Annotated in this window: 27 protein-coding genes and 2 tRNA genes; 16 read left to right on the top strand and 13 right to left on the bottom strand. The window is 60.4% G+C overall.

The window, feature by feature from the left end; translation table 11 throughout:
• Window positions 1-91: 91 nt before the first annotated feature.
• Window positions 92-1,015, top strand: coding sequence for a proline dehydrogenase family protein (locus tag MUY37_RS04020; RefSeq protein ID WP_499194113.1), 924 nt, complete (start codon window positions 92-94; stop codon window positions 1,013-1,015).
• A gap of 5 nt (window positions 1,016-1,020) precedes the next feature.
• Window positions 1,021-1,347, top strand: a complete 327-nt coding sequence (locus MUY37_RS04015) for a 4a-hydroxytetrahydrobiopterin dehydratase (protein WP_499194112.1) — start codon at window positions 1,021-1,023, stop codon at window positions 1,345-1,347.
• On the opposite strand, the gene MUY37_RS04010 is transcribed toward MUY37_RS04015, so the two are convergent.
• Window positions 1,344-1,820 (bottom strand): Lrp/AsnC family transcriptional regulator, encoded by a 477-nt coding sequence (locus tag MUY37_RS04010; protein WP_499194111.1) that lies wholly within the window; start codon window positions 1,818-1,820, stop codon window positions 1,344-1,346. The two genes, MUY37_RS04015 and MUY37_RS04010, sit on opposite strands and share 4 nt — an antisense overlap.
• Window positions 1,821-1,939: 119 nt before the next feature.
• On the opposite strand from MUY37_RS04010, the gene phhA reads away from it, so the two are divergent.
• Both phhA and MUY37_RS04000 read left to right on the top strand, forming a co-directional pair.
• Window positions 1,940-2,824 carry a phenylalanine 4-monooxygenase gene (phhA, locus tag MUY37_RS04005; protein ID WP_499194110.1) on the top strand — a complete coding sequence of 295 codons (885 nt, stop codon included), beginning with the start codon at window positions 1,940-1,942 and terminating at the stop codon, window positions 2,822-2,824.
• On the top strand, window positions 2,821-3,420 hold the full coding sequence (locus tag MUY37_RS04000) for a malonic semialdehyde reductase (RefSeq protein ID WP_499194109.1): 600 nt from the start codon (window positions 2,821-2,823) through the stop codon (window positions 3,418-3,420). Before phhA ends, MUY37_RS04000 begins: the two co-directional genes overlap by 4 nt.
• Window positions 3,421-3,467: 47 nt before the next feature.
• Here the strand turns inward: MUY37_RS04000 and MUY37_RS03995 are convergent, their stop codons facing one another.
• From MUY37_RS03995 to MUY37_RS03985, 3 genes are all read right to left on the bottom strand, one after another.
• Window positions 3,468-3,713 carry an ArdC-like ssDNA-binding domain-containing protein gene (locus MUY37_RS03995; protein WP_499194108.1) on the bottom strand — a complete coding sequence of 82 codons (246 nt, stop codon included), beginning with the start codon at window positions 3,711-3,713 and terminating at the stop codon, window positions 3,468-3,470.
• 612 nt (window positions 3,714-4,325) lie between these two features.
• Window positions 4,326-4,401: transfer RNA gene (locus MUY37_RS03990), tRNA-Thr, on the bottom strand.
• A gap of 34 nt (window positions 4,402-4,435) precedes the next feature.
• Window positions 4,436-4,509: transfer RNA gene (locus MUY37_RS03985), tRNA-Cys, on the bottom strand.
• 125 nt (window positions 4,510-4,634) lie between these two features.
• Between MUY37_RS03985 and MUY37_RS03980 the strand changes: the two genes are divergently transcribed.
• A complete protein-coding gene (locus tag MUY37_RS03980) occupies window positions 4,635-5,414 on the top strand; it encodes an acyl-CoA thioesterase (protein WP_499194107.1) in 780 nt (259 codons plus the stop codon).
• A 171-nt stretch (window positions 5,415-5,585) separates the two neighbouring features.
• Here MUY37_RS03980 and MUY37_RS03975 read toward each other — a convergent pair whose 3' ends face one another.
• The 4 genes from MUY37_RS03975 to MUY37_RS03960 form a co-directional block, all read right to left on the bottom strand.
• Window positions 5,586-7,649, bottom strand: coding sequence for a S9 family peptidase (locus MUY37_RS03975; RefSeq protein ID WP_499194106.1), 2,064 nt, complete (start codon window positions 7,647-7,649; stop codon window positions 5,586-5,588).
• A 22-nt stretch (window positions 7,650-7,671) separates the two neighbouring features.
• Entirely contained in the window at window positions 7,672-8,151 is a 480-nt protein-coding gene (locus tag MUY37_RS03970; protein ID WP_499194105.1) for a MarR family winged helix-turn-helix transcriptional regulator, read from the bottom strand.
• A 403-nt stretch (window positions 8,152-8,554) separates the two neighbouring features.
• On the bottom strand, window positions 8,555-8,779 hold the full coding sequence (locus tag MUY37_RS03965; RefSeq protein WP_499194104.1) for a hypothetical protein: 225 nt from the start codon (window positions 8,777-8,779) through the stop codon (window positions 8,555-8,557).
• 339 nt (window positions 8,780-9,118) lie between these two features.
• On the bottom strand, window positions 9,119-9,679 hold the full coding sequence (locus MUY37_RS03960) for a hypothetical protein (protein ID WP_499194103.1): 561 nt from the start codon (window positions 9,677-9,679) through the stop codon (window positions 9,119-9,121).
• A 403-nt stretch (window positions 9,680-10,082) separates the two neighbouring features.
• On the opposite strand from MUY37_RS03960, the gene rsgA reads away from it, so the two are divergent.
• Window positions 10,083-11,174 (top strand): ribosome small subunit-dependent GTPase A, encoded by a 1,092-nt coding sequence (gene rsgA, locus MUY37_RS03955; protein ID WP_499194102.1) that lies wholly within the window; start codon window positions 10,083-10,085, stop codon window positions 11,172-11,174.
• Window positions 11,171-11,926: a VOC family protein gene (locus MUY37_RS03950; RefSeq protein WP_499194101.1), complete on the top strand. Its 756-nt coding sequence runs from the start codon at window positions 11,171-11,173 to the stop codon at window positions 11,924-11,926. The genes rsgA and MUY37_RS03950 overlap by 4 nt, the downstream gene beginning before the upstream one ends.
• A gap of 61 nt (window positions 11,927-11,987) precedes the next feature.
• On the opposite strand, the gene MUY37_RS03945 is transcribed toward MUY37_RS03950, so the two are convergent.
• The 3 genes from MUY37_RS03945 to MUY37_RS03935 form a co-directional block, all read right to left on the bottom strand.
• A complete protein-coding gene (locus MUY37_RS03945; RefSeq protein ID WP_499194100.1) occupies window positions 11,988-12,782 on the bottom strand; it encodes a crotonase/enoyl-CoA hydratase family protein in 795 nt (264 codons plus the stop codon).
• 79 nt (window positions 12,783-12,861) lie between these two features.
• The gene (locus MUY37_RS03940) at window positions 12,862-13,542 is read right to left on the bottom strand and encodes a winged helix-turn-helix domain-containing protein (protein ID WP_499194099.1); all 681 of its coding nucleotides are present in this window, start codon (window positions 13,540-13,542) and stop codon (window positions 12,862-12,864) included.
• Window positions 13,543-13,644: 102 nt separating this feature from the next.
• Window positions 13,645-14,832: an LL-diaminopimelate aminotransferase gene (locus MUY37_RS03935; protein WP_499194098.1), complete on the bottom strand. Its 1,188-nt coding sequence runs from the start codon at window positions 14,830-14,832 to the stop codon at window positions 13,645-13,647.
• Between the two features lie 135 nt (window positions 14,833-14,967).
• Here MUY37_RS03935 and MUY37_RS03930 point away from each other — a divergent pair, with 135 nt between their 5' ends.
• The 7 genes from MUY37_RS03930 (at window position 14,968) to MUY37_RS03900 (ending at window position 21,586) form a co-directional block, all read left to right on the top strand.
• A complete protein-coding gene (locus tag MUY37_RS03930) occupies window positions 14,968-16,833 on the top strand; it encodes a PHA/PHB synthase family protein (RefSeq protein ID WP_499194097.1) in 1,866 nt (621 codons plus the stop codon).
• A 107-nt stretch (window positions 16,834-16,940) separates the two neighbouring features.
• Window positions 16,941-17,738 (top strand): phasin family protein, encoded by a 798-nt coding sequence (locus MUY37_RS03925; RefSeq protein ID WP_499194096.1) that lies wholly within the window; start codon window positions 16,941-16,943, stop codon window positions 17,736-17,738.
• A gap of 208 nt (window positions 17,739-17,946) precedes the next feature.
• Entirely contained in the window at window positions 17,947-18,309 is a 363-nt protein-coding gene (clpS, locus tag MUY37_RS03920; RefSeq protein WP_174223761.1) for an ATP-dependent Clp protease adapter ClpS, read from the top strand.
• A gap of 117 nt (window positions 18,310-18,426) precedes the next feature.
• Window positions 18,427-19,650, top strand: a complete 1,224-nt coding sequence (locus tag MUY37_RS03915) for an LptF/LptG family permease (RefSeq protein WP_499195110.1) — start codon at window positions 18,427-18,429, stop codon at window positions 19,648-19,650.
• An 8-nt stretch (window positions 19,651-19,658) separates the two neighbouring features.
• Complete coding sequence (gene lptG, locus MUY37_RS03910) at window positions 19,659-20,756, top strand: LPS export ABC transporter permease LptG (RefSeq protein ID WP_499194095.1); 1,098 nt, start codon at window positions 19,659-19,661, stop codon at window positions 20,754-20,756.
• Window positions 20,753-21,271, top strand: a complete 519-nt coding sequence (locus MUY37_RS03905; RefSeq protein WP_499194094.1) for a GNAT family N-acetyltransferase — start codon at window positions 20,753-20,755, stop codon at window positions 21,269-21,271. The genes lptG and MUY37_RS03905 overlap by 4 nt, the downstream gene beginning before the upstream one ends.
• A gap of 60 nt (window positions 21,272-21,331) precedes the next feature.
• Window positions 21,332-21,586, top strand: a complete 255-nt coding sequence (locus tag MUY37_RS03900; protein ID WP_499194093.1) for a hypothetical protein — start codon at window positions 21,332-21,334, stop codon at window positions 21,584-21,586.
• A 286-nt stretch (window positions 21,587-21,872) separates the two neighbouring features.
• Here MUY37_RS03900 and MUY37_RS03895 read toward each other — a convergent pair whose 3' ends face one another.
• Complete coding sequence (locus MUY37_RS03895) at window positions 21,873-22,961, bottom strand: fatty acid desaturase family protein (RefSeq protein WP_499194092.1); 1,089 nt, start codon at window positions 22,959-22,961, stop codon at window positions 21,873-21,875.
• A 149-nt stretch (window positions 22,962-23,110) separates the two neighbouring features.
• On the opposite strand from MUY37_RS03895, the gene MUY37_RS03890 reads away from it, so the two are divergent.
• On the top strand, window positions 23,111-24,274 hold the full coding sequence (locus MUY37_RS03890) for an N-acetyltransferase (RefSeq protein ID WP_499194091.1): 1,164 nt from the start codon (window positions 23,111-23,113) through the stop codon (window positions 24,272-24,274).
• A 126-nt stretch (window positions 24,275-24,400) separates the two neighbouring features.
• Entirely contained in the window at window positions 24,401-24,832 is a 432-nt protein-coding gene (locus tag MUY37_RS03885; protein ID WP_499194090.1) for a response regulator, read from the top strand.
• 263 nt (window positions 24,833-25,095) lie between these two features.
• Here the strand turns inward: MUY37_RS03885 and MUY37_RS03880 are convergent, their stop codons facing one another.
• Window positions 25,096-25,914: a Crp/Fnr family transcriptional regulator gene (locus MUY37_RS03880; protein WP_499194089.1), complete on the bottom strand. Its 819-nt coding sequence runs from the start codon at window positions 25,912-25,914 to the stop codon at window positions 25,096-25,098.
• Window positions 25,915-25,972: the final 58 nt, after the last annotated feature.

Below are 25,972 nucleotides of genomic sequence, written 5' to 3'. Positions count from 1 at the left end.
GAGTTGAGTTCGAACGGTGTATCCCGCTTTCGTGAGTGGGCTGGAGAAATGACTAGTGTTCAGACGAATATGGCAGGCGGGACTGATCGGTATGGCGACCAGCCCGACCCTCAAGCGAGCCATGCAATCTTGGTCTTCCACCTCGCAGCTTTCCACGCGTTACGTGGGCGGCGCGAATGTAGAGGAGGGAGTTTCAGCAGCCGAGAGGCTCTGGACTGAAAGCGGCATCAAATCCTCACTCTTCTACCTTGGAGAGTATGTCGATACGTTGGAACTGGTTGAACAGAATCAGCAAGAGAAATTGGAGGTTTCTCGGGCGTTAGGATCAACGCCAGTGGACGTGCATGTGTCAGTGGACCCAACGCAGATTGGTTTCTCGATTGATCGTGATCTTGGGCGACGCAATGCAGTTGAAATTGCGGAATCTATCGCGAAAGCGATCGATGGCCGCAACTCAGGCATTCATTGCCTGATGTTCGATATGGAAGATACGTCTGTCACGGATGATACAATCGCCCTTCACGATGACCTACATAGGGCGGGTCTCCCTGTCGGGCAGACGCTACAGGCCTATTTGAAGCGCACTCCCGATGACCTCGAAGCGAAGATAAAGCAGGGTGCCAAGGTTCGTTTGGTCAAGGGGGCCTTTGCTGCCGGTTCCGGTGTGGCCTTTACGAAACACAAAGATATCAAGGACGCCTATCGCCGTGTTGGTAAGCGGATGCTTTCGAGACAAGCGAGAGATCACGGCTTCTACCCAATATTCGGCACGCACGACCATACGATCCATGCCGAACTCATCGACTATGCGGATCGAAATGGTTGGCAGCCCGGCGAATTCGAGATTGAGATGCTGTATGGAGCACGCGATGACGTCGCTCGTCAGCTCGTAGAGTCCGGACATACGGCAAGACTCTATCTGCCGTTTGGCGCTGATTGGTGGCCTTATGCAGTAAGGCGGATCGCGGAGAATCCGAAGAACGCGATGTTGCTCGCCCGCGCAATGATCGGGTGACGCTAATGGCTTCTCCTCCGGATATCTCTCCATTGTCGGACGACGAACTGGCGCAGCTCAGATATTCAGCCAGCAATTGGTCCTTTGCGGATGATGGTGCGTCGATGGATCGATCGTTTCAATTTTCTGGCTTCGATGCTGCTTGGGATTTCATGGCCCGGATCGCTGCAGAAGCGAAGAAACTCGATCATCACCCAGAGTGGTCGAACGTATATGATCGAGTGTCGATCAAGCTTACAACCCATGATGCGAACGGCCTATCAACACGAGACGCCAAGTTCTCCGGGATTATCGACCAGATCTTCTCAGATACTATGCTGGAAAACTCTTAAGCGATTGGCGTCCCGCCGTTCTGCTTAAAGGTCTCCATCACCAAGCTCGATCTGACATCGCGGACTCCCTCGTTGCGCGCTATTCGACGCAAGACCACTGTACTGAAATGACCCATATCGTGAGCAAATACGCGTAGGAGAAAATCCATTTCTCCTGTCATCGCATGGCATTCTACCACCGCGTCCATCTCTCGAAGGTCATCGACAAAAGAGCGAACGATCTGATCGGTATGCGCGGTGAGGGTAACTTCGACAAATGCTTCGATTGACTGGCCCACCAAGCCAGGTGTCACGATTGCGCGGTAACCGGCGATAATACCTGCACCTTCCAATCGAGCGATGCGGCGGCTGCAAGGTGTTGGCGATAGAGCTATTCTTGCTGCGATCTCGGTGACCGGCATGCGACCGTGCTGCTGCAGAACGCTGATGATTTTTCGATCGTACGAGTCGAGGTCGGGCACGATTTCTCTCATATTGTTAGTTTTCTAGAGAATCCGCGCGTCGCCACTCAAAATATTGAATGAGATTGCATCCATTCGCTTGCAAAAATGGACGATGTTAGTGGCTCTAGGAAAGCGAAAGGATCCACTTTGTGTTATCGAAACCATCTGCGAACACCACCAGCGACCTGCGAGGCGACTACACCCGGGCTGGAGCGGACTACGTCGTCGATCAGGAGTGGCTGGACTACTCTTCGGAGCAACACGAAACTTGGCAGATTCTCTATGAGCGCCAAATTAATTTGCTGCCTGGATACGCCTGCGAAGAATTTATTGCCGGGATGAATGCACTAAATTGCCAAGGCGGAATTCCGCGCTTTGAAGAGGCGAGCGAGATCTTGAGAGCCGCAACCGGATGGGAAATCGTGGCAGTACCTGGATTTGTGCCCGAGGCCGTCTTTTTCGAACACCTTGCCAACCGCCGCTTCCCGGCAACACGATGGATTCGTGAGCGTAACGAACTCGATTACCTAGTCGAGCCTGATTTGTTCCATGATTTTTTTGGGCATGTTCCACTGCTATCCAACCCCGTCTTTGCGGATTACCTCGAAGCATACGGAAAGCGAGGCAAGGAGGCACAACGACATGGCGGAGCCCACATGCTTGCCAGACTCTATTGGTACATGGTTGAATTTGGCTTGATCGAAACTCCCAACGGACTGCGTGCCTACGGTGCTGGAATGCTGTCGTCATCGAGTGAAACGGTGTATTCAGTGGAGAACACCCGTCCTAACCGGATCCGCTTCGATCTTGAGCGCGTAATGAGAACAGACTATTTGATCGATGACTTTCAGAAGACATACTTCGTATTGGAAAGTTTCGACGATCTATTCAAAAAGACGGCTGCCACAAATTTTGTAGACATATATGATCGACGTAAAGACGAGCCCGGCCTCGATCCTCGATGTATTATTTTGGGTGAGGACGAAGCTCTGCACGTTGGCGGTGACGCGATCCAAAAGGCTCGAATCGCATGAATGTGGCTCGGCCCGAACAATCAACTGTTGCGGAAGCTCTTGCGTCCGGTCGGACTGCCACAATTTGGCAAGAGCGAGAGATCGGCGACAACCTTTTACGGCAAATATACGAGTTGGCCAAATGGGGGCCTACTAGTGTCAACTCATGTCCATTGAGAATTGTCTACATCAAGTCGTCATCAAAAAGGCGTCAACTTGCGGACTGTGTCCTGCCGGGCAATGTCGAAAAGGTTTTATCGGCACCAGTGACCGCAATTCTTGCATATGACTCCAAGTTCTTCGAGCACTTGCCGACGCTCTTCCCGCACGACGATGCTCGCAGTTGGTTTGCTGGGGACGAGAACCACGTTCTTGCTGAAGTGACTGCCCTTCGCAACAGTTCGTTGCAGTCAGCTTACTTCATACTTGCAGCACGCTCTCTTGGCCTTGATTGCGGACCAATGTCCGGGTTCGACCAGGAGCGCATCGACGCTGAATTTCTCAGCGACTGGGGTTGGCGCTCAAATATGCTTTGCTGTCTTGGCTATGCCGATTGGTCGAAACTTCACCCACGCGGCCCAAGACTGGATTACAGATCAGTCGTCCAGATCAGCTAATGTTGCGGCGCGCGCGAAAAACGGCAGTCAAAAGAAGCGCTAAAACTTCACAATATGACGCTTGACTTACGCCAGCTTCGGTCCGCGGTCACCGCATTGCGCGGCGGGTCGAGGGAGGCCTTCGCCTTGCTCCACGGCCTGACCCAAGGAAACACGCCTTGCTCAAGCTGGCAAATGATGGTCGCGGTGACTTCATCATACAGCGAAGCGCGGGAGCCATTCCCGCGCGCGGCGCTCCGCGCCGCCCTGCTACGCCTGCCACCTGCACTGCCCTTTGAATTTCCACGCGCCATAGTCGCCTCCCGATCTGCCCAAATCCGCACACCGGCCCCCGGAAGGGGGGGGCAGCGCTTCCGCGGGCCAAACAAACAACGCCGGTGCGCGTGTAGCGCGCCGTCCGCAGCAACCTGCTCATCCCACCGATGGTGCCGAGCGACCAGCGAGGTGCCAAAAACCAACAATGCGCACCCTGAATGGAGGCGTGTGCTGCAGGTGTCAGGATCGGCCGCCCCGGCGGGGCCTGTCGTGCGGCAAAACGATCCTCAAAACCTTTTGGAGCCGCATTCAGAGTGCGCGCGAAGCCCAGAGCAAAAATGCCGCGCCCTCAGGAGCAGGCCGCAAGGCCTGCGGGACAGAGCGCGTCATCAGTCCCGCTCCGCTTCACGGGGCGTTGCGGGGTGTCCCCGCAGAAGGGGTAGCCGGAGACAGCACAGCGGCTCCGGCTCCGGCTCAGGGGAAGGCTTTCCCCCTATAAAGACGAGCATGAAAGAGGAGCAACGATTCGTCGCAAATTTGAAGCGACTTGTCGTGCTTACACCTTGCTTACAAGGCATAAGCCCCAGCTTGTTGTAAGCAGACACTCGATCTACAGGGAGTCTGTAAAACCCTGAAATAAAAGAGAAAAATGGTGCCGCTTACAGGACTCGAACCTGTGACCCCATCATTACGAATGATGTGCTCTACCAACTGAGCTAAAGCGGCACTTCCTCCCCGCGCTCCGCGGCGCCGGGAAAAGTGGAGGCCCGAGCCGGAATCGAACCGGCGTGCAAGGATTTGCAGTCCTCTGCGTAACCACTCCGCCATCGGGCCTCGCCCGGCCTCTCGACACGGGAAGCGGCGCACTAGCGATTCTCTGCCCTAAAGGCAATCGTCACTTCATGCCTTACGTAACGTCAGTCTGGACGGGTGGCGCGATAGCGGCAATGTCACTGCCCATGAGCATTGCCAACCTCCTCGATCCGATCACGGCCAAGGGCGGGGAAACCCGCTTTTCCGGCCTCGACCACTGGATGCAGGGGAGGACGCTATACGGCGGTGCCTCCGCACTGATCGCCTATACTGCGGCGACCCGCGCCTTTCCCGACCTGCCTCCCTTGCGCGCCGCGCAGGTGGCCTTCGTCGCGCCGACCGGCCCCGAGGTCGAGCTGCGGCGCGAGGTCGTGCGACAGGGGCGCAACGTTGCGCAGGTGAAAAGCGAGATCTGGTGCGATGACCAATGCACGCTGACCGCCTTCTGGCTGTTCGGCACCGAGCGCGAGGCCAATGCGGTGCATGATGCCGCGCCGGTCGCGGACCGGCCCGGGCCGCCGGAAGAGGCGGAGCTGGCAATGAAGGGCAAGGGTCCGGCCTTCATCCAGAACAATTTCGAGATTCGCCGCGCGCAGGAAATGCAGGGGCCGGGCGAACCGGTGGTGCGCCGCTGGGCGCGGTTGACGGACCGCGAGGGGCTCGACCCGGTCAGCGAACTGATCCTGCTCGGCGATGTCCTTCCGCCGGGAGCGATGCGCGCGATGCAGCGGCAAGGCCCCATCAGCTCGATCAACTGGAGCTTCAACCTCCTCGAGCCCGAACCCCATACGCGCGACGGCTGGTGGATGAGCGAGAATGCCAGCCAGCACGCCGCGCATGGCTATTCCAGCGAGCGGCTGCGGCTGTGGAATGCCGATGGCAAGCAGATGCTAGAAGGCATGCAATGCGTGGCGGTGTTCGGCTGACGGCGGACCACCTATCCGCGTTGCAGGAACCGCGACCTTCAGCAAATCTGCCGTAACCATAATGGCCTGCGACAACGCATGTTGCGGCGGCTGCGACCGTCCATAGCGGGCGGTCGCCTCGGTGTGGTGGCTGCGCTGGATGTGCAGCATGCCATCACCAGCCAGAGCGCCCTAGGTACCACGTCTCGCGGCCAGCGCATTCTCCAGACCTCCGACATAGTGCGCGCCATGCAGGATTTCGATGCTCGACCGGTCAAGCGCGTCGCCGAAGGGCTCGGCACGGCCACCAAGGCATTCTGCGAAAAAATGTTCTGTCAGCGCATAATTGGCAAACTGGTTGGCCGGTCGTGCAAAGCCATGGCCTTCGTCGGGAAAGTTGGCATATGTGACGGGCAGTCCATTGGCTGCCATTGCCGCGACTATCGTATCCGATTCCGCTTTCGCCACACGCGGATCATTCGCCCCATGCGAAATCAGCAGCGGCTTTTCTATTCGCTCGGCGCGCATAATCGGTGAGCGAGCGAGCATGTCCCTGCGGTCCGATGCAATTTCGGGATTGCCGACAAAACGGTACCAGTCGCTTTCGAGATAGGGCTTTACGTAATCGGGAAAGCTCTCGATCAGCGTGACCAGATTGGATGGGGCAACCCGCGCCGCGCCGCAAGCAAACACGTCAGGCGTAAAGGCCAGGCCGACCAGCGTCGCGTATCCGCCATAAGAACCACCCGTGATACCGATCCTGCCGGGTTCGGTTATACCCTCGGCAACCGCCCAGTCGACGCCATCGATCAGATCGTCGTGCATCTTGCCCGCAAACTCCCGCGTCGCGGCGTTGAGAAACGCTTTCCCGAAGCCGGTCGATCCGCGAAAGTTGACCGAAAGAACTGCGTAACCGCGGTTTGCTAGCCATTGGACATAGGGATCATAACGATAGGAATCCCTCTCCCATGGCCCACCGTGGACCGAAAGGACCATGGGTAACGGACTGTCTGGCCGCGCGTCGCCATCATCATCCGAACCCGGCGGCAAAGTCAGATAGGAAACGAGTGAGAGCCCGTCGCGCGCCCTGATTTCGACCGGGTGCATTGGCTGGAGTCCCGCCCGCTCGAGTTCCGGGCGGGTGGTGAAAAGCGATACAAGCGAACGCGCCTGGCGATCATAGATGTAATAGTGGGTCGGGCTTTGAGGCCCAGAAACGTATACAATCAGTTTCGCTAGGTCGTCGCTAATCGATACGATGCCGATATTGCCGTCGAGTTGCTGCTGAAGGAACCGGAAGTCCTCGGTAAAGGCGGGGTCGAGAACGTACCATTTCTGAGTTAGAAATTCCGCCGAATATGCGAGGGGGCGCCTCGTCGTCGGGTGATACAGTACCGTTCCGACATCTGCCTGCGCATTGACGCCTAACGGTTCGACTGAACCGTCGTGGGTATCGATTCTGACCAAGGCCGCCTTGTCCCTGTCGCGGCTGTCCAGAGCGTAGAGGAAGCGCCCCGATGCATCGAAGCCCGCGAAGTCGCTCGTGAGGTAATCGTCCATTGGAATGTCGACCAGAATGTTGCCGTCGAAATCGATTACTTGGGCGCCGCCCCCAGGAGGCGTTTCATAGCCGTAGCGAGGCTTCAGCTCATTATCGATCAGCCATGCGCCGAAGCCCGGATTGATCTTCAGAAGCTCGCTCTCGCCAGTTGCGACATCGACCAGATGCAGGTCAAACACTTCAGTGTCGCGATCATTCATGCCGACGACGATTTTGTTGGGCCGGGATGCGGATCGCGCCTCGATCGAAGCACGCACACCGTCGCGAACAGGGGTCAGATCACGGGTCGCACCGGTCGCGACATCGGTGGCAAAAATATGATAGTTTTCGTCGCCATCCTTGTCCTGTCGATACAGGACATATTGCGAATTGAACCCCCACTGATGGTTGGTGATACTCCGCTCGGTACTTCTGGTCAGCGGCTGCGCTTTCGATATGTCATCGACAGGCGCGATCCAGATATTGAGCACGCCGTCGACCGGCGCAAGCCAGCTGAGTTTGTTGCCGTCGGGACTCATGCGAACCTGGCCGCGATCGGGATTCCCAAAAAGGGTCGTGCGGGGGATCAGCTCGGTTTCAAGGGCCGGGCGTAACACGGACGGGCTGCGCAGATCGAAATGCTGCGAGGTCGTGCATGCACTCAACAATCCGAGCACGGACAGGGTGAGCGGAAGAGTCCTGGAAAGCAGGGCCATTTTATTACTCCAGTGGGAATGGTCAGGCTTCGAACCTGTCGGCAAACGACCGCCGCTTCAGTGCTGCGGACGCGTTCGTGAGCATGCTTGAAAGATCGGCGCCCAATTCATCGTAGAGGTCGCGAATGGCCACCTGGGATGCGATCAGATATTCTTCCAGCAAGCCGACTTGCCTGAGACCCTCGTCCGACAGCTTCAGTAGCTGACGACGCCTATCGCTTGGGTCCGGGGTGCGCTCCACCAGATTCAGCTTGTCTAAACTTGCAATGCGCTGCGCTATCACTTGGTGAGGCTGTTCCAGCGCATTCGAGATGTCAGCAAGTGACAGGTTCGGATTCTGGGATATGAAATGCAATGTCGAGGACGTTACAACCGGAAAAATCATTCCGCGTTCTCGGTAGACCACCTCGGCTTGGGCCGTCAGCAGATTGGCAAAATCCGCCGCCCGCCGCCCCAAGAAGGCGTTGGCAAGCATTTCATCACTCGAAGAGTATTTCGACATCTAACGGGCACCCCAGCATACGCAACATATTGCGCAACATGTTGCGTATGTCAACCTACCAAAAATCCTATGGGAACCGAGCGAATGGGCAATGGCGACAAACCAGTCACGACGACACGCCTCGAATCAAGGCACGTGCAGCAACCGAGAATGTCCGCGATCGTAAGGTTAAGTGGCGCGCCCCTCACGTCTCGGGAAATTGGGCGCGCGTTTCTGCATTTCGGCCATCACCGCCTCGACCTGGTAGAGTGTGCCGATGGGGGCTGGTTATGCTGACGCCGCCCCGGGGGTAAGAAGCACCGTCGCTCGCTATGTCGGGCAACAGAACGACGGAAAACCGCACCCACGCGCGACGAGCACCCATCGAAGGGTAGCAGGGGCAGGCGGGGCCTGCCCCGAAGTTTTACGGGGCGTCACAATTACCGTAGGTTACGCGATAATTGGGCGACGACGTCACGCCTTCCGAAATCTCCCAACCGTTGCAGTAGACCGTGAAGGTCCCGATTATTGCACCGCTATTGTCCAGATAGGTGTAGCGGATGTGAAAGTCGTGGTTCGGATATGCTGCGGCAGGTGCGGAAGCTGCGGCCAGAGCTGCGACTGCTACGCACAGAATACTCTTTTTCATTATCACTCTCCTAGAAACCAGACTATTTCTGGCAGTTTCTACTTTATCATCTACATAGATTCGCCACAAATCGTTTTCATATATTTTCTATTATGGTTAATCATCCCGTAATCTTTACAGAGAGGCACTTTTACAACCTCGTCATTCCGCGCGAGCTTTAGATTGCCGACGGCCGGAAGGGCGACATGGGGTTCTATTCCTGGCGTTTCGCGGCTGACGCGACATCAGGGTGACAAAGGCGACAGTGCGTCACCCGTCATTTTCGACCCGTAAACTTCTGAAATTTCGCGATTAATACGCATTATTACGAGAGTGACAGTTGGCATAGCACCCCGCCCCCTACCCATGCCCTTCATAGCGCGCGTCGAGTTCCTCGTTACTGTCGTCGAGCCAGTCTGCCGGTCCCCGCTCGACCCGGTCGGCGAGCGCAGCGAGATCGCCGGGTTCGAAGGCAGAGGCAGGATTACTGTCGTCGATCGGGGTCCTGACGAAATGCCCGCGCATGGCGATCAGCGCCAGCGTCAGCCGCTCGTCATAGCGGCGCGAGGTGCCGACCAGCTCGCCATTGTAGTAATGCGGGACTTCTACCCCGTTCAATGCGCGGTCGAGCGCGGCCTCGGCGAGCACGTCGAAGCGCGAGACGAAGGCCGCCTCCCACCCCTTGTCGAACGGCGTGCCACGCAACCGCGCGCGCAGGCGATAGGCCGACTGCCGACTCATGTCGACAGCGCGCGCCGCAGCCGAGACATTATGGGTCGCCCCCAGTTCGCGCAGGAAGGCGGCCTGTTTAGCGGGCGTCCAGCCGTCGTGACGGGCGGTGCTGGAGGTTGCGGGGAGAAGCGCATCGGCAGCATCGTCACTGCCCTGCGCAAACGAGGCGAGGTGCGGTTGGTCTGTCATCCGCAAGGTTAAGACAAATTCTGCGCGAGTAGGAAAGGGGGTTTTGGGGGACGAGGGAAGCGGCGCAACCCTCCGAAGCTCTGGAGGGTTGCTATGGGTGGGAAGCGGACCGTCTCGTTGGTCCGGCAACACAGCAGATCGGTGCGTGCTGGTGTTGCCGCTCACTACATATCGCCCGACCCCTGAGCCTTGAATTCCGGCGGAGAGAGGACTAAGTTCGACACAGGAAAAGTGGAGCTTTGATGTCCCGGTGAAGTGGGGAGGAAAACCATTCCTCCCGGAGCAAATCTAACGAAGCGTGATTGTTGCCAAGTTCGTCTTGGCGACCGCTGATTTGCGACCTCAGAACCTTCTGACACTTTACGCCCAAGCAGCGCTTGCGGCGACATGAAAGCTATTCACAATGACCAAGGATTACTCTGTCTTTCTTCCGCCCAGGAATGTGGGCGCCCCCATCCAGCGACAACCGACAGTACTGGAGACACTGGGCTGGCAACCCTTCTTCTCACAACAGGTCAGCGCAGACGAGCTGTCTCGAACCCCGCCCGTCCGCATCGTCGAAATTCACCGCAACGCGCTGCATGTCGTTGGTGATAATGTCGACCGGACAATCGTGCCGATAGAAGGCGCTGCTGTTGGCGACTGGATAATGCTGAATCCCCAGCGACCAGGCGCGAGCCGCATCCTCGCCAGAAAGAGCCTGATCAAGCGGCGTGCACCGGGAACCGACCGGCGATTGCAGCTCATCGCTGCCAATATCGACACGATTTTCGTCGTCTCTTCCTGCAACCAGGATTTCAACATCGCACGTTTGGAGCGGTACATCGCCATTGCTTTCGAAGCAGACATCGCGCCGGTCATCGTCTTGACGAAATCCGATCTGGTTGACGAGACCGACAATTATCTGGCCAAGGCCCAGGCGATCTCCGATCTGGTACCGGTCGTTGCCCTCGATGCACGCGGCGACGAGCCGAAAGCGAAGCTCGGCCCTTGGTGCAAACCGGGCCAGACTGTCGCGTTTCTCGGCTCGTCGGGTGTCGGCAAATCGACCCTCACGAATGCTCTGGCCGGACGCGATGCAATCGCCACTCAACCGATACGAGAAGACGATGCCAAAGGTCGCCATACGACTACGCGGCGCCAGTTGCACCTGATCCCCGGCGGCTGTGTCGTTCTCGACACGCCGGGAATGCGAGAGCTTCAGTTGACCGACGCAGCCTTCGGTATCGACACTGTCTTTGCCGATCTCCACGAGCTTGCATCCCACTGTCGATTCAAGGATTGCCAGCATGTTTCCGAGCCGGGATGCGCAGTGCTGGAGGCCATCGAGCTCGGCAACATCGAAGAGGCCCGGCTGACCCGCTGGCGCAAGCTCAAGGCGGAAGAGGCCTTCAACAATGCCAGCCTCGCGGAACGCAGGTCAAAAGACAAGGAATTCGGGAAGATGGTTCGGCGGATCAAGAAAGCCAAATTTGGCGAAGGAGGTGCATCATGAACTCGGACAAGATCGGTCGGATCATCTGGCATGACCTGTTCTCGGGTGACCGCCAGCGCTCGATGGAGTTTTATCGGCGCGTGGCTGGTTGGCAGTATAAAACCGAGCATGCCACGGACTTCGCCTGGGGCGGCGGCGAGAAGGACTTCATTCTCGCGCTACTGGATGACGAAGCAGGTGCCGGCATTGCACAAACACCGGAAGCGCTTCCGAATAGCTGGATCGCCTATGTGGAAGTCGCGGACGTCGATACGGCGTGCGCTCAGGCCGAGAAACACGGCGGAACTATCCTGCGCGAACCCTTCGAGGTTCCAGGAGTGGGTCGCAACGCGTTGCTGCGGGACCCTGCTGGCGCGCTCATTGGCCTGGCGCTCTCACGCCATGACTATCCCGCTCCGGCGCAGCAGTTTGGGCCAGAAGTCTATCTGGCGGGGCAGCCCGAATTCCCCGCTGCGTTCTACTCGAAACTGTTCGACTGGACACTTTCCACCGATCCGAACGGGGCTGATGGAGATCGCCGCATCATCGGATCCTCCTCAACCGAGATCGCACGCTATGTGATTGGTGGGAGCAAGGATGCAGAGTCAGCCTGGCTCCCTGGCGTGCGTGTCGCCGACGCTCAATCCGCCGCGCGGGAAGCCAAGCTGCTAGGAGCCCAACTGCTTGAAGGCGAGCCATCCAAAGATCGGGAGAGCAGTCTTTTGCTCATGCGCGATCCGGACGGTGCGTCGATATCCTTGATGGAAATCTAGTGTGGGGCACGATCCATTGCGGTCTCGAATGTCCGCAATGGATCGTCAGCGGGCTCCCCACTCACCCGAACTTCGGCGCCCGTTTCTGCATTTCCGCCATCACCGCCTCGACCTGATTGGGTCTGCGGATGATCCCGTGTTGCTCCTCGCTCTCGGCCATCAGGATCGCGTCTTCGCCTTCTTCCTGCATCACCTTGAACAGGCGCTTGGCGCCGCGAATGGCGTCGGGGTTCTTGTTGGCGATGGTTTCGGCGATAGCGGTGGCGCGGGCGAGCGGATCGTCCTCAACCATGGTGGCGAAGCCGAGGCCGAGCGCATCGGCACCGGAAAATTCGCGGTTGGTATAGGTCAGCTCGCGCAGCACATCGTCGCGCACCAGGCCGCGCCACAGGGCATAGCCGCCCATGTCGGGCACGAGGCCCCATTTCATTTCCATCACCGCCATGCGGGTTTCGGGATGAACCACGCGGATGTCCGCCCCGCTGGCGATCTGCAGCCCGCCACCGAAACATACGCCGTGCACGGCGGCGATCACCGGCACGGGGCACTTGCGCCAGGTCATGGCGACTTCCTGCCACATATTGGCATTGCCATAGGTGCGCTCGGTGATCGGCTTGCGATCGGGATCCGGCGCGGCGTTGAAATTCGACAGGTCGAGCCCGGCGCAGAAGGCCCGCCCCTCGCCCGATACCACGACGACGCGCAACCCCTCCATCGTGCGCAACGCATTGCCCGCATCGATAATCGCGCCGAACTGGGCAGGGTCGAGCGCATTCATCTTGTCGCCGCGGGTGAAGCGCACCTGCGCCACGCCATTGTCGGCCAGATCGATGGAAACGCGGTCGTTGAAATTCATGGCTCTGCCTCTCGTCGGAAATGTCGCTTGCCCCCTTGGTACCTTACGTAAGCGTAAAGTCCAGCAGCGACGGGACAGGTCAGGCGCAATGCACGCGGATTTTCTCCGCCGCGGGCTGCGCCGCCGGGGACGTGGCAAGGCAATAGCCGCCTTCCGGATGCGTGCGTACCAGCCAGTCGCAGCGCGCAATCGCCAGCTTGGCGCGCAGGCGCGATACATGGACGGCGAGCGAATTGGTTTCGGGCAGATGCTCCAGCCGCCAGACTTCGCGCATCAGACGCGCGTTCGACACCGGAGTGCCGGGCGTTTCGGCCAGCCGCCAGAACAGCTTGAACTCGCGCGGGTGCAGCCCCAGCCAACGTCCTTCGACCTTGCCGTCGCGGTGGAACAGGTCGAGCGTGACCGGACCCGCCGCCAGCCGCCGCGGCATGGCGCCGTCCGCACCTTTGAGCCGCAGAAGCCGCGTGCCCAGTTCGACAAAGGCGATGCGGCTGCCCAGCGCGTCGCCGAAACCCTGGGCGAGCAGCCCGGCGCGTTCCGCCGGATCGTCGACGCCGATCGCCACGATAAATGCCGGCCCTGCCAGATCGCGCCAATGTGGCAGCCTGCTGTCCGGCCGCCAGTCGAGAACGCCGAGCCGACGCATACAATCCCGCGCGCGTTGGGTTGCATGGTCCATCGACCAGTTCACAAGCCGCAAGTCCCAGCGTGCCGGGACCGAAGGACCGCGAGAAAGCCACTGGAGTTTTGGAAAAGTCATGTATCGTCCCTTCCCTCGGATAAATCCGAGAGTGAAGACAACGCATGTATTTGGGAACGGGGGTAGCGCAGAACTACTACCGTTCCGGATGTTTCTTCGGTGCTATCCCCGTGGGTGTTCGGCGAGGAAACGCTTTATATTGCGCGCGGCCTGGCGGATGCGCTGCTCGTTCTCCACCATGGCAATGCGGACGTACCCCTCGCCTTCCTCGCCGAAGCCGACCCCGGCCGCAACGGCAACCTCCGCATGCTGGAGCAGTTGTTTGGAAAATTCGAGGCTGCCCATGTCTTCGAAACCGGGCGGAAGCTTCGCCCAGGTGAACATGCTGGCAGGCGGCGAAGGAATTTCCCAGCCCGCGCGCGCGAAGCTTTCGACCATCACGTCGCGCCGCTGCTGGTAACGCAGGCGGTTCTGTTCGACCACGTCCTGCGGCCCGTTCAGCGCGGCGCAGGCAGCGGCCTGGATCGGCGTGAAAGCGCCGTAATCGAGATAGCTCTTAACCCGGGTCAGCGCGGCGACCAGCTTCGTGTTGCCGACGCAGAAACCCATCCGCCAACCGGCCATGGAATAGGTTTTCGACATGGAGGTGAATTCGACCGCCACATCCTTTGCGCCGGGCACTTCGAGAATCGAGCGTGTGGGCTTGCCGTCATAATAAAGCTCGGAATAGGCGAGGTCGGAAAGCACCCAGACCCGGTTCTCTCGCGCCCATGCGACCAGCCGCTCGTAAAAGGCGAGGTCGACCGTCTCTGCCGTGGGATTGCTGGGATAGTTGACCACCAGCACGGTGGGGCGCGGCACGGTATAGGCCATCGCATTGTCGAGCGCCTTCCAGTAATATTCGTCGGGCGTTGTCGGCACGCTGCGAATGGTGGCGCCCGCTATGATGAAGCCATAGGTGTGGATCGGATAGGCCGGACTGGGCGCAAGGATAACGTCGCCCGGCGCGCTGATCGCTGTCGCCATGGACGACAGCCCCTCTTTCGAGCCCATGGTGACGACCACCTCGGTTTCGGGATCCAGCTCGACCCCGAAACGGCGCTGGTAGTAATTCGCCTGCGCGCGCCTGAGGCCGGGGATTCCCTTGGATTGGGAATAGCCATGCGCGCTCGGCTTGGCGGCAACTTCGCACAATTTGTCAATGACATGCTGGGGCGGCGGCTGGTCCGGATTGCCCATGCCGAGGTCGATAATGTCGCGCCCGGCCTGCCGCGCGGCATGCCGCATCGCGTTGACTTCGGCGATGACGTAGGGGGGCATGCGTTTGATGCGATAGAATTCGTCGGACATTCAGGCCTCTTGGCGCGTTGGGTGAGTCACACTGATTACCTATTCACGGTGCAGGTGCAATCGGCCTAGGTGCATGAAGGCGTGCAATATCCTATGGCCCGTACAACAGACGCTTGGCACCAGGCAGGAGCGAGAATGACCGAAGACGGCCCCGATCCCTTCACCAATATGTTCGAAGCCCCGGCGAAATTCGCGCGCGCATTGTTCGCGCCGATGAGCGAGGCGAGCGCGAATGCACCGCTCAAGCCCGAGGATATGCAGCACTGGGCCGAGGTCGGAACCAAGCTGCAATCCATGTGGATGGAATATCAGGCCGAACAGATGGCCAATCCGCAGGCGCTGGCCCCCTATTTCGATCCGTCGCGCTGGATGCGCATGGCGGAAGACTGGTACCGCCAGATGCCGATCGCCGATCCGGCGCAGCAGCAGGCGCTGATGCAGGAAGGCATGGCCCTGTGGCAGCAGGTGCTGGGGCAATACGGCCTGGGCGCGGACGGGCAGCCGGTGGCCGAAGGGGAGCCCGACCTGCCGCGCAAGGACCGCCGTTTCGCCGACCCGCGCTGGCGCGCCCATCCCGCCTATGCGCTGATCCACCAGACCTATCTTTTCCTCGCCGAACGCGTCGCCGAAATGGTCGACCGGATGGAAGGCCTGTCCGACGACAAGCGCGAGCAATTGCGCTTCACCACCCGCGCCATCACCGAAGCGGCGAGCCCGTCCAACTTCCCGCTGCTCAACCCGGTCGTGATGGAGCGTACGCTGGAGACGCGCGGCGACAATCTGGTCAAGGGCATGGAGCACCTGCTGGCGGACCTGCGCCGCGGGCAGCTTTCCCACACCGATGCCAGCGCCTTCAAGCTGGGTGAGAATATCGCGGTGACGCCGGGCAAGGTCGTCCACGAAACGCCGCTCTACCAGCTCATCCAGTATTCGCCGACCACCGAGGAGGCGATGGCAACGCCGCTGGTGATCTTCCCGCCATGGATCAACCGCTTCTACATCCTGGATCTGAACGCGAAGAAGAGCTTCGTGCGCTGGGCGGTCGACCAGGGCGTGACCGTCTTCATGGTGAGCTGGAAATCGGCCGATGCCAGCATGAAGGACGTGATCTGGGACGATTACGTGCGCGGCCAGATCGACGCGATCGACCATATCCGCGAGCGGCTCGGCGTGAAGAGCGTCCACACGATCGGCTATTGCGTTGCCGGGACCACCTTGGCCGCCACGCTCGCCCTGCTCCACCGCCGCGGCGAGCAGGACAAGGTGAAAAGCGCCACCTTCTTCACCGCGCAGGTCGATTTCGAGAAGGCGGGCGAGCTGCTCAATTTCGTCGACGACAACCAGCTCGGCATGGTCAAGGCGATGAGCGCCGACGGCTATCTCGACGGCCGTTACATGGCCGCCACCTTCAATCTGCTGCGCGGCACCGACCTGATCTGGAACTATGTCGTCAACAATTACCTGCTGGGCGAGGATTATCCGGCCTTCGACCTGCTGCACTGGAACGGCGATGTCACCAATCTGCCCGCCAAGTGGCACCAGCAATATCTGCGCGACCTTTATCGCGACAACAAGCTGGTCGAGGCCGATGCGCTGAGCGTCGACAACACGCCGATCGATCTCGGGATCGTCGAGACCCCGACCTATGTCCAGGCGGGCAAGGAAGACCACATCGCCCCCGCCGAAAGCGTCTGGAAGATCACCGAGCACTTCAAGGGGCCGCTCAAATTTGTCCTTGCCGGCTCGGGACATATTGCGGGCGTGGTCAATCCGCCCGAGGCAGGCAAATACCAGTACTGGACCAATGACGGCGCGCCCCGCAGCCTCGCCGAATTCCGCGATGGGGCGGAAGAGCATCCGGGAAGCTGGTGGCCCGACTGGGTCGAATGGCTGCGCGCGCAGGACGGCGAAACCGTGCCCGCCAAGGGTAAACGCAAGCCAGGCGGCAGAGGCGACAAAGTAATCGAAGATGCGCCGGGACGCTACGTCGCCACGCGCTAACGCTTTGAAAACACGGCTTGTCGCGAATTATTGTGCACTGCACAAAAATCGCTTGACTTCGCAGGTGCAATGCCTATTTTGTGCAGTGCAACAAAGCGAGGTTTCCCATGGCTGACAGCCAGAGCAAAATCGATGCCGCCGCCGACAAGGCTTTTGCCGAGGCTGCGGAAAAGAAAACCGCCGAGGCGGTGAGCGCGAAAGCGGTCGAAAAGGCCGTGGCAGCGGACACTACGGCGCCGGTGAAGACCGATGCCGTCGCCAAGGCCGTTGCCGCCGCGCCGAAGAAGGCCCCGGCAAAGAAGGCCGCGCCGAAAAAGACCACCACCAAGAAAAAAGCTGCCCCGGCCAAGAAGCCTGTCGCAGCCAAAAAGATCAAGGCCGCCCCCAAGAAGGCAGCCACCGCCAAGGCGAAAGCCGCGAAGACCACCCCGATTTCCCAGTTGAAGGACACCATCATGGCCACTGCTAAGAAGACCGCCGAAACCGAATACGCCGCCAAGGCGAAGGAACTGGCTGCCGATGTGCAGACCCGCGCCAAGGCCGCCTATGACAAGGGCACCGAACTGACCAAGGACGCCGTCGAATTCCAGAAGGGCAATCTCGAAGCCCTCGTCGAAAGCGGCAAGATCCTCGCCAGCGGTATGCAGGACATGGGCCGCACCTATGTCGAGGAAGCCAAGTCGGCTGCCGAAACCGTTCAGGAAGACGTCAAGAAGTTCGCCGCCGTCAAGTCGCCGACCGAGCTCTTCCAGCTTCAGGGCGAAATCGCCCGTCGCAACTTCGACGCGCTGGTTTCGACCACCTCGAAGAACACCGAAGCCATGCTGAAGCTCGCCAACGAAGCTTTCGCTCCGGTTTCGAACCGCATGAGCCTGGCTGCCGAAAAGGTCCGCAAGGCCGCGTAAGCGAACCGCACAAGCTTCAATCCGCCGGGCACTCTCTCCTCTCTCCCTCGTCTGGCGAATTGGACACCGCGGGCCGGATGGTTTCGAACCATCCGGCCCTTTTTTGTCCGGTCCCGCGACGGAAACGGCGCTTTCGCACCTGGTGCGCGCAATTGACCGTCGCTCACGCCTTGCGATTTGCAGGCGCGTTACGATAATGGCTCCAGCAATGATCCACGCCCTGCCCCCCTTCCCGATCCGCGCCGCCGATGGCGATGACGACTCCCATGAAGGCGATGGCCAGGTGGGCATTGCCACCAAGACCCGCGCCAAACCCAAAAAGCCGAGCCAGTACAAAGTGCTGCTGCTGAACGACGACTACACGCCGATGGAATTCGTCGTGATCGTGCTCAAGCGCTTCTTCCGTATGGATATGGAGGAAGCGACCCGAGTGATGCTGCACGTCCACCAGAAGGGCGTCGGCGTGTGCGGCATCTTCCCCTACGAGGTGGCCGAGACCAAGGTGAACCAGGTGATGGATTTCGCCCGGCAGAACCAGCACCCGCTGCAATGCACGCTGGAAAAGGCGTGATCCGCTTCCGACCGGGCGGCAGCACGCAGAGCCCGACCCAAAGCGCGGCACAAGGGGCATGACCTCGCTGCAAAACCGCGCTAGGGCGAGGTGCAAAGGCAACTGACCGGCGAAACCTTGTTCAACTTCCTCCCTGCCATCGATCGCTATATCTTCCGGCTCGTCATCGTGCCGATGATGGGCGTGTTCGTGGTCGCGGCCTCGCTGCTGATCCTCGACAAGATGCTGCGCCTGTTCGATTTCGTCGCGGTCGAAGGCGGGCCGGTGGGCGTCGTCTTCAAGATGCTGATGGCGCTGATCCCGGAATATGCCAGCCTCGCCATTCCGCTCGGCCTGCTGCTGGGCATTCTGCTGGCCTTTCGCAAGTTGGCGACGTCGAGCGAACTCGATGTCTTTCGGGCGGTAGGTCTGGGCTATGGGCGGCTGCTGCGTGTGCCCTATCTGATAACCGCCATCCTGATGGCGCTGAACGTGGCGCTGGTGTTCTTCATCCAGCCGGTCAGCCGCTATTATTACGAACAGATGGAATATGAATTGCGATCGGGCGCGCTTGGCGCCTCGATCAAGGTCGGCGAATTCACGACCCTGGCCGATCGCATGGCGTTGCGGATCGAGGCGAGCGAGGATGACGGGCGACGCCTGATGGGCATATTCGCGCGCGTGGCCAACGATAAGGGCCAAGTGCTGTCGATCTCGGCCAAGGAAGGAGCCTTCCTTGCCACCACCGACAATCCCGACACCATCATCCTGCGGCTGACCGATGGTACCATCGTCCAGGATACCGGCAGCAAGACCCCGCGCGTCCTCACTTTCACGCGCCACGATCTGCCGATCGACCTTCCTGCGGTCGAAAAATTCCGCGCGCGCGGCGATGCCGAACGCGAATATATTCTGCCTGAGCTGCTGCGTATCGGCTGGAGCGAGGGAGAACCGGAAGACAAACGCGATGCCAGCCAGGCGAGCTTCAACTTCCGCTTGGTCGAGGTGGTGATGATGGCCCTGATGCCTTTGCTGGCCGTCGCCCTGGGCATACCGCCGAAACGATCGACCAGCGCGCTCGGCGTGTTCCTGTCGATCATTATGGTGGTCGCCTATCACAAGGTGAACCAATACGGGGAGGATATCGCCGCGCTCGGCCGGATCGATCCGATCCTGGCGCTATGGGGGCCGTTCTTCCTGTTCGCCGCCCTGATCGTATGGATGTACTGGCGCGTCGCCCATGTGCCGGGCGGCCAGGCCATCGGCGCGCTCGAAACCTGGTTCGGCAAGCTGACCAAGCGCCTCGGCAAGCTGTTCAGGCGCCGCCGACACTTGCAGATCGACCTTTCGGCAGCCGAGTAGCCAATCTCATGCAGTTCGACTTCTTCCCCTCGCGCACGCTGACGCTTTACCTGGCCAAGATGTTCGCCGCGCGCATCGTGGCGATGCTGTTCGTCCTCGTGCTGGTGCTGATGATGCTCGACCTGCTGTCGAACAGCGGCAAGATCCTCGCGGTAGCCGGCAATGGCCAGGGCGAATTGCTGACCTATGCGGGTCTCAGGATACCGCAGCTCATATCGCGCTTCCTGCCCTATTCGGTCCTGCTGGCAACGCTGATAACGCTGGTCACGCTGAACCAGAACAGCGAGGTGATCGCGATGAAAGCGGCCGGCCTTTCCGCGCATCAGGTGCTTGCACCGCTATTGCTGACGGCGGGGCTCGTCTCGCTATTCACCTTCGCCTTCAACGAACGCGTGGTCACCCGCGCGACCGAAACGCTCAAAGCGTGGGAGGCAGTCGATTACGGCCCGATCCCAACCGAAAGCGGCGTGCGGGCGAATGTCTATCTCAGCGATAACGGCAATATCCTGACGGCCGCCTATCTCGCCGGGGCGGGCGAGGCGATCGCCATGCGCAAGGTGACCTGGTACGAACGCAATGCCGAAGGGATGATCGTCGAGCAGATCGACGCCGATCGTGCGGTTTATGCCAATCCCGGCTGGCGGCTCGAGGGCGTCACCCGGTTCCGTGTACAAAGCGCGCTTACCGACACGCCGCAAGCGATGGTGGTGGGCGAAGGGCTCACTCCCGACCAGATCGACCTCGCCAAGATCGATCCCGATGCCGAACCCTTCTGGAAGCTGACCGGGTCGATTGCCGAATTCGAAAGCGCGGGTCGGCGGACCGACGAATTGCGTGCGAAATGGTGGCACAAGATTTCCGGGCCGCTATCCGCTTTCCTGATGCCCCTGCTCGGCGCGGTCGCGGCTTTCGGCCTGGCGCGTTCAGGGCAGCTTTTCGTGCGCGCGATCATCGGCATGGCGCTGGGCTTTGCCTATTTCGTGGTCGACAATGCCGCTCTCGCCATGGGCAGTTTCGGCGGTTATCCGCCTTTTCTCGCTGCCTGGGCGCCGTTCCTGCTCTTCCTGCTGATCGGTGAGACGGTCCTCGTGCGGACCGAGGAGTGAGCGATTTCTCCATTCGGCTGGCGCGGCTGGCGGACGCAGAGGCCCTGCCCGCGATCGAACGCGCGGCAGGCGAGCTGTTCCGAACCGTCGAAGGGCTGGCAGGCGTGGCGGGGATGCACGCCATTCCGGCCGAGGAGCAGCGACGGATGATCCGCAAGGGCCATTCGCTGATTGCAGAGAGCGAAGGCGGGATCGTCGGCTTTCTGTCCACCGAACCCTTCGAGCGCGAACTGCATATTCGCGAATTTTCGGTCCATCCGGATCACCAGGGCCGGGGTATAGGAAGCGTGTTGCTGCGCGCCGTGGCGATCGATGCCCACAATAGCGGGTTCCGCGCCATCACGCTGACGACATTCGGCGATGTGCCCTGGAACGGGCCGTTTTACGCCCGGCATGGTTTCGAGACGATTTCGGACCTCGCCGCGCACCCCCGGCTCGCGGCGGACATCGAGCGGGAAGTGGAGCATGGTCTGCCGGGGGACCGCCGCATCGCGATGATAAAATTCTTGGGCTGACGGGAACCGCCTCAATTCCGGCGCATTGATGCCACAATGTTGCCACAAAGGAGATTTGGCATGAATAAGTTTGCAGTTCCCGCGCTCGCCGCCGCTTTCGCGCTTGCCGCTTGCGGCGATGCCGATGCCCCTGCGACCGACGAAACCGCGACCACCGAGATCACCGAAACCACCGTGGTCGAGCCGGTTGCGACCGAAACCGTCGTCGCCGAACCCGTAGAGGGTGAAGAAGGCTCGAGCCTGACCATCGATGGCGGCGATGTCGATGCCACCGTGAACGAAGACGGCGTCGAGGCGAAAATCAAGATCGACTGACGCGACCAAGTTTACCCGGCCCATTGCCGGGTGAAATGCGAAGGCCGCTCCCACCCACCGAGGGGAGCGGCCTTTTCGTTGGGTGCGTTATCGACATCAATCGAAGGCTTGCTGTTCCAGCCCGTGTCTTTGCGGAGTGCGCCTTCGACCTCCGTCGAAGGCTTGCGGCACCAGCCCACTCCCCCACCCGGCCACCCATAAAATACCGTGCCGTGGGTGGCCGGGTGGGGGAGTGGGCTGGTGCCGCCGCAAGGTCGGGACGGATGTCCCGACCGCACGCAACGAACTACCGCATGGTGTTGCGAGCGATGCGCGCGACCAGCACACCCATCCCGGCATGGTTGGCGCCGTGATAGCTCGAATCCTCTTCGAGCTCGGCCACCAGCCGCCGGTGCGCTTCGGGCAACGAGTGATAGGGCATGGAAGGCATCAGGTGGTGCAGCGCGTGATAGCGCAGGCCCACCGGCGCCCACAGCTCGGCGATCATGCCGGGCGGCGGCACATTGACGCTATCGAGGAACTGCGCGGTAACGGTCATCGCCTCGCCCTCGTTCTCCCACAGGTGAGCGACCAGCGTGCGTAGCTGGTTGAGCAGCGCGACCACCGAAGCCACGGCGAAGGCCACCAGCAGCGGTTTCCAGCCAAAGGCGAACACGCTGCCGATCAGCGCCCAGCTCCACAGCATGCCGCCGACTTCCTGAAATACCACGCGCGGGCGCAGATCGCCTTCGGGCGGGCGGCGCCGGAAATCGGGATTGATCGCCAGCGCGCTGAGGCGTTGCCAGGTGAGCCGACGGATCGGCGGGATAATCGCCCCCAGCGGCACCAGCACCGCAAAGCGGAACAGCAGGGCAGCCGGAGCCAGCAGAGCGATCAGCACGAAGGCGGGCAGACTCCACGGCTTCATCAGCGCGAGGGGCAGGTATTCGGGATCCTCGATCGTGCCGTATTGCGTGCGCTTGTGATGCAGTGTGTGCACCTGTTCGTACATGAAGGACGGGGTCAGCATGGGAATGCCGACCAGCAGGTTCCACGCCGCGCTGAAGCCAGGCAGCGCGCCATTCCGGAAATGCGAGATTTCGTGGATGAACAGCAGCGCGCGGTAGAGCGCGAGGACCGATAGAACGCCGAGCACGAGCGCCACCGGTACGCTGTCAACAAGGATTGCGCCTGCCAGTGACGCGTAGCCGACCAAAGCCGAACCGATCATGTCCGGCCAGTATATTGCCGCGCGGTGTGCGGCGATGTCCTTGGTCAGATCGCGCGCCGCGCGCAGCATCGCCTTGTCGTCGGGTATCTGGGCATGCCAGCCCGATCCCGCGTCGCGTCGCGAGGTGATATCGGCAGCCGAAATCCGTGTCTGTTGCACATTCATGGTCGAAATTCCCGGGGCGTCTCTATCCGAAAACACGCACGCGATACAGCGCACGGTGTCGATCATAGTAATCGTGGCGGCGCGTGTCCTTGACAAAGATCAGCTAGCGCACACAGGGCTAATCCAGGCTGAACGAAGGTAACGCGCGAATGTCGGATGCGAATGTGGTGATAGAGGCGGTGAAAGGCAAGAAGGGCCGCGCCGAGTTTGTCGATATCGGTCGGGCGCTGGCCGCACGCGAACCGCATTCCGTGCCGCAACTGCGTTCCGAACAGTTGGAATTGGTCGATCCGGGCAAGAACCCCTTTTTCGGCCATGCTTCACACCAGTTCTTCATCGCCCGCCGGAATGGCAGGCCGGTGGGCCGCATTTCCGCCCATATCGATCATCTTGCCCTCGAATTGCCGCGCGAACAGGGCTTCGGTCCCGGCGCGGGCATGTTCGGCTATTTCGATGCCGAGGATGAAGGCGCGGCGCATGCGCTTCTCGCGGCGGCCGAGCGCTGGCTGGGCGCCCAGGGCATGACCCGCGCGATCGGCCCTATTTCGATGTCGATCTGGGAAGAGCCCGGCCTGCTCGTAAGGGGCCAGGATCACGCGCCGCTGATCATGATGGGCCACCACCCGGCCATATACCAGCGATGGATCGAGAGCGCGGGCTATGCGCGCGCCAAGACATTGCTGACTTACGATCTGGACGTATCGGGGGATTTCCCCCCGCTGGTGCGCCGCATCGTGCAATCGGGCCAGCGCAATAAACGCATCACCGTCCGCCCGGTCGACACAAAACGCTGGGACGAGGAAGTCGAGGTAATCCTTTCGATCCTCAACGATGCCTGGTCGAACAATTGGGGGTTCGTTCCGTTCACCAGTGAAGAAATCGCCTATGCCGGCAAGAAACTGAAGCCGATCATTCACGAAGAGATCAATCTGGTGGCGGAACTGGACGGGCGACCGGTTGCCTTCATGCTGACTTTCCCCGACGTCAACCGCGTGCTGCGCAAGGTGAATGGCAAGCTGTTTCCCTTCGGGTGGTTCCACCTGCTGCGCTGGATGCGCAAACCCATCGGCGCCGATATGCGCGTGCCCCTGATGGGTGTACTGAAGGAACTGCATAATTCGCGTCTTGCCAGCCAGCTTGCCTTCATGATGATCAGCCAGATCCGCGACACCGCCACCCGGCTCTATGGCACACAGCGTGCCGAGATCGGCTGGATCCTCGACGACAATAAGGGGATGATGGCAATTGCCGATGCCATCGAAAGCAGCGTCAATCGCGAATATGCGATTTATGAAAGGCCGATTGCCGATTGAACCGCGCTGGCTGTCGCAATTTGGCCACGGTCCGCAATCAACCGACAAGCGGCGGGAACTGGACCGGCCCACACCCCGTTGGCGAAACACGCGCGATACCGATATCGCCACCCCTTGCGAGAACCGATGACGCAGCACACCAAGACCCGCGCTCATGAGAAGCTACCGGCCCATGTGCTCGTGGTGGAAGATGATGCGGTACTCGGCCTGACGATCGAACAGGCGCTGCTCGATGCCGGAGTAGCCAGGGTGGCGCTGTCGGCGTCCACAGAGGACGCGCTGCGCCATTTGCGTGACGATCAGCCCCAGGCAATCGTGCTGGACGTGCACCTTGCCGACCGCGACGATGGCTGGGCCATTGCCGAACTGGTCCGCACACTTGGCCCGGACAGCCCGCGCATCATTTTTTCGACCGGTGCACCGCAGGACATTCCAGAGGACATTGCCGCGCTCGGCTGCATCCTCGAAAAACCCTATGACGCGGATATCCTGGTGGATCTGCTGCGCCAGCCCCGACGACAGGGCATCATCTCGCGCCTGCGCGGCGCCCTGCGCTGACGCGCGCGGGGCCTGCCCCCACCCTTCATCGCCATCACCGCCATCGTAGCCCATGCATGGCAAAATTTGCTGATCGGGAAGATGCACGGAAAAAAGGCCTCCGTTGCTCATGCAACGGAGGCCTTTCGGGATCGTATCACCAGCCGCTTGGACGGGAGGGGGGGGTCTCGGCGGTGACATAAAGGATACGCGCCGCCCAAAACTGGGTTCCCGCCTATCATCATTTTTTTTGAATTGCGCGAAATTCCGGTCAGATAATCCGGTCAGATAAAGGGCCGACAATTGTCCTTGCTGCGATCGAACTGGGCGAATTCGGCCGCTTTGGCGAGGTCGGGTACGTGGATTTCGCGCGATTTCCATTCCACCAGGCCTTCGCGCTGGAGTTGGCGCAAGGTTCGGTTGGTGTGGACCAGCGACAGGCCCAGCATATCGGCGATTTGCGCCTGGGTGATCGGCAGAGAAACAATGTTCTGTTCGTCGGCAAGGCAGGTCGATTGCGCCCGGTCGAGCAACCACACCGCCAGATAGGTTACCCGTTCGCGGGCATTGCGCTGCCCAAGCGACACAATGTGCCCTTCGAGCGCCGTTTCTTCCTTGGCGGCGAGCCAGGTGATATCGTAACCGAGGGTCGGATGCTTCGCCACCAGTTCGAAGAAAGCGTCTTTCCTGAAGCGGCACAGGCGGGCCTCGACCAGAGCTTCGATCGTATGGCTCGACGGTTCGTCGAACGCCCCCTGCAGACCGATGAGATCGCCGGGAAACATGAAGTTGACGATCTGCCGCCGACCATCGTCGAGCGATCGCGAGCGAATCAGAACGCCGTCGAGAACGGTATAAAGGCGTTCGTGGCACTCCCCCTCCTCGATCAGCACATCGCCCCGGTCCAGCGCGACTTCGCCATCCTTGAATTCGTCCATATAGACGAGCTGTTGCTCACCGAGCTCTCGCAGGCCGGGACAGGCCTGAAGCGGACACTGCGGACAGGCAATGGGATCGGCAATCTCGTGCAACGCTCTGGGCTCCCGGCGAGGTAATGTCGCCTGGATGGATTCGCCCGAACCGCCGTATTTGTCAAACGGCACCTTGCGGCTGCAGGCGCAGGAACCTAACTCGGCCCAACACGTTAGAAGCGCGCACCTT

It is taken from the genome of Qipengyuania sp. ABI-127-1, assembly GCA_022953095.1.
Taxonomy (GTDB): Bacteria; Pseudomonadota; Alphaproteobacteria; order Sphingomonadales; family Sphingomonadaceae; genus Qipengyuania.
The sequence above is the reverse complement of the archived record's forward strand: the minus strand, read 5'-3'. Positions and strand labels throughout refer to the sequence as shown.